Raw genomic sequence first — 2,308 nt, forward strand, 5'->3', positions numbered from 1 at the left:
GAAGGAATGACGCTGGCGTCGACGATTGTGATGTCGATGTGCGATGTGGCCGAGAAGAGCTTTAACCCCAATCGCGCCCAGGATGGGCGGGTGCGCAAAGAATTCCTGCAAGGACTTCAGCTCTTCGGTGCTCGCTATGCGCATACGCCGGCAGAGTTTGGGTTGTATGTCGTGATGCGCATTTTGCCTGATGAAGGAATAGCCCCGCCCACGCTGGACCAACTGGGCTATTTACCTGAGCAGCAAACGCTTATTCGCCGCATGCTGGGCCGTCCCGAGGGCGTCATCATCCTGTCCGGTCCGACCGGCTCCGGCAAAAGTACCACTCTGCGCACGTTAAGCGACATGTACCTGTCTTTTACGGGGCACCGAAAGCGACTGATGACACTGGAAGATCCGCCGGAGGGGCTTATCCTCGGGGCCGTACAAACCCCCATCATTGCTGATAAAAACGATCCGGATGCGGTTAGTCGTGCCTGGGTTCGGTCTATTTCTGCAGCGTTGCGCCTGGACCCTGATGCCATGGTCGTGGGTGAAATTCGTGATGCCAACTCGGTTAAATCAGCGCTGACGGCGGCCAAGTCCGGCCACCTGGTGAAAACTACGCTGCATGCCAATGACGCTGTCGGCATTCTTGACCGCCTGACCGACACGTTGGGTATCCCAATGGGTCAGGTGGCCGATCCGCAAGTCATGATCGGGTTAATCGCTCAACGCCTGGTGCAGCTGCTGTGCCCGCACTGCAAGAAAAGCTGGCGTGCGGTCAGCGACAGCCTGGAAGAAGAGAAGAAAGCGTTGCTTGAGCGTTTTTGCCACGTGGAGAAACTGGCCTTTCGCCATCCGGAGGGATGTGAGCATTGTTATAAGGGCGTAACTGGCCGGCGTGTCATTGCTGAAGTTATTCGTCCCGATGCCCGATTCATGGAGCTGTTTCGCCATAAGGGCAAGCTGGCCGCGCGCAGTTATTGGGTGAACGCGTTGGGTGGCATAACTCGCGGTCAACACCTGCTTCGTTACCTCAACGAAGGACTGGTCGACCCGATTGATGCGGATTACATCAGCCCGCTTGACGAAGACAGCCTGACCTTGCTCGCCCCGGAGGTCACATCATGATTTCCCGCTGGCGCGAACGTCTGACGGCACTGCGGAGCAACGTGCCGTCATCGGAAAAAATGAATGAGGGGCTAGGCCGCTGGTTGGCGCAAAAGACCTTCTCCACCGCTGACCGCCTGACGCTCTACGAGGACCTGGCTTTCCTGCTCGACAATAACCTTAAAGTAGAAAAAGCCATCAATTCGATGATTGGGAGCTACGGGCACAAGCGCCCCCCTGTGGTCTATTGCCTGGAAGATATGCTCAGCGCATTGCGTCAGGGCAAATCAGTCGATCAGGGTTTGGCATCCTGGGTACCCCGACAAGAGGCCGCCATCCTCAGTTCCGGTGTTCAAGATGGCAACCTGGCTGCCGCTTTATACCGGGCGATCACCGTGGTGCAGGGAATGTCGGATATGAAATCAGCGTTGGTTTCCACCCTGGCTTATCCGACGCTGCTGCTGGCAACCACGTTCGCCATGATGAAGATGGTAACTGTTTATTTTCTGCCTCGTCTGGAGTCCTTATCTGCCCGAGAAAACTGGACAGGAGCGCTGTGGTGGCTCAGCGCCATCTCAGAATTTTTTGTCAAAAATAAAATTATTCTCATTGGATCCTTAATCCTGTTGATTGGGTTCGTTATCTGGTCGATGCCGAACCTGATTGGGAAAATACGGCAGCATGTTTTGGATCGTTTATTGCCCTGGAGCGTGTATCGCGACGTACTCGGCGTCGGCTTCCTGCTGAACTTCAGTGCGCTGATGCGTGCTCAAGTGAAGACGGAAGACGCCATTGAGATGCTGAGCCGCTATGCACCGCCCTGGTTGTATGAACGCTTGGCCGCAACCCAGCGTCAGGTTAGACAAGGTGACCATCTGGGGTTGGCATTACGCAATGCCGGCTACGGATTTCCCTCTCCACGTGCTATCGACAAACTGGTCCTGCTCACCGATGGCGATAACGCTGAAATTATCATTGAAAATTTTGCACGGGCCTGGCTTGTGCAAACCGTAGCCCGGATCAAGCGGACGGCGTCTTTGCTTTCTTACATCGCATTAGGCACCAACGCTGGCTACATGCTTCTGATCCTCCTGGCCACACAAAACCTCAACGACCTCGTGGGCACACGTTAAGCCACCCACTCTCCACAAAACCTGAAGGAAATAATAATGGAACTGACACACACTCCTCACTCGGCTATCAACCGTGGGGCAAT

2 protein-coding genes are annotated in these 2,308 nt (G+C 55.1%); both read left to right on the top strand.

Annotation, left to right across the window (positions count from 1 at the left end; genetic code table 11):
- Positions 1-30: 30 nt before the first annotated feature.
- On the top strand, positions 31-1,113 hold the full coding sequence (locus A6U95_RS25280; protein WP_241810726.1) for an ATPase, T2SS/T4P/T4SS family: 1,083 nt from the start codon (positions 31-33) through the stop codon (positions 1,111-1,113).
- Positions 1,110-2,225, top strand: a complete 1,116-nt coding sequence (locus A6U95_RS25285) for a type II secretion system F family protein (protein WP_065686495.1) — start codon at positions 1,110-1,112, stop codon at positions 2,223-2,225. Before A6U95_RS25280 ends, A6U95_RS25285 begins: the two co-directional genes overlap by 4 nt.
- Positions 2,226-2,308: the final 83 nt, after the last annotated feature.

It is taken from the genome of Serratia sp. 14-2641 (assembly GCF_001692375.1).
Taxonomy (GTDB): Bacteria; Pseudomonadota; Gammaproteobacteria; order Enterobacterales; family Enterobacteriaceae; genus Chania; species Chania fonticola_C.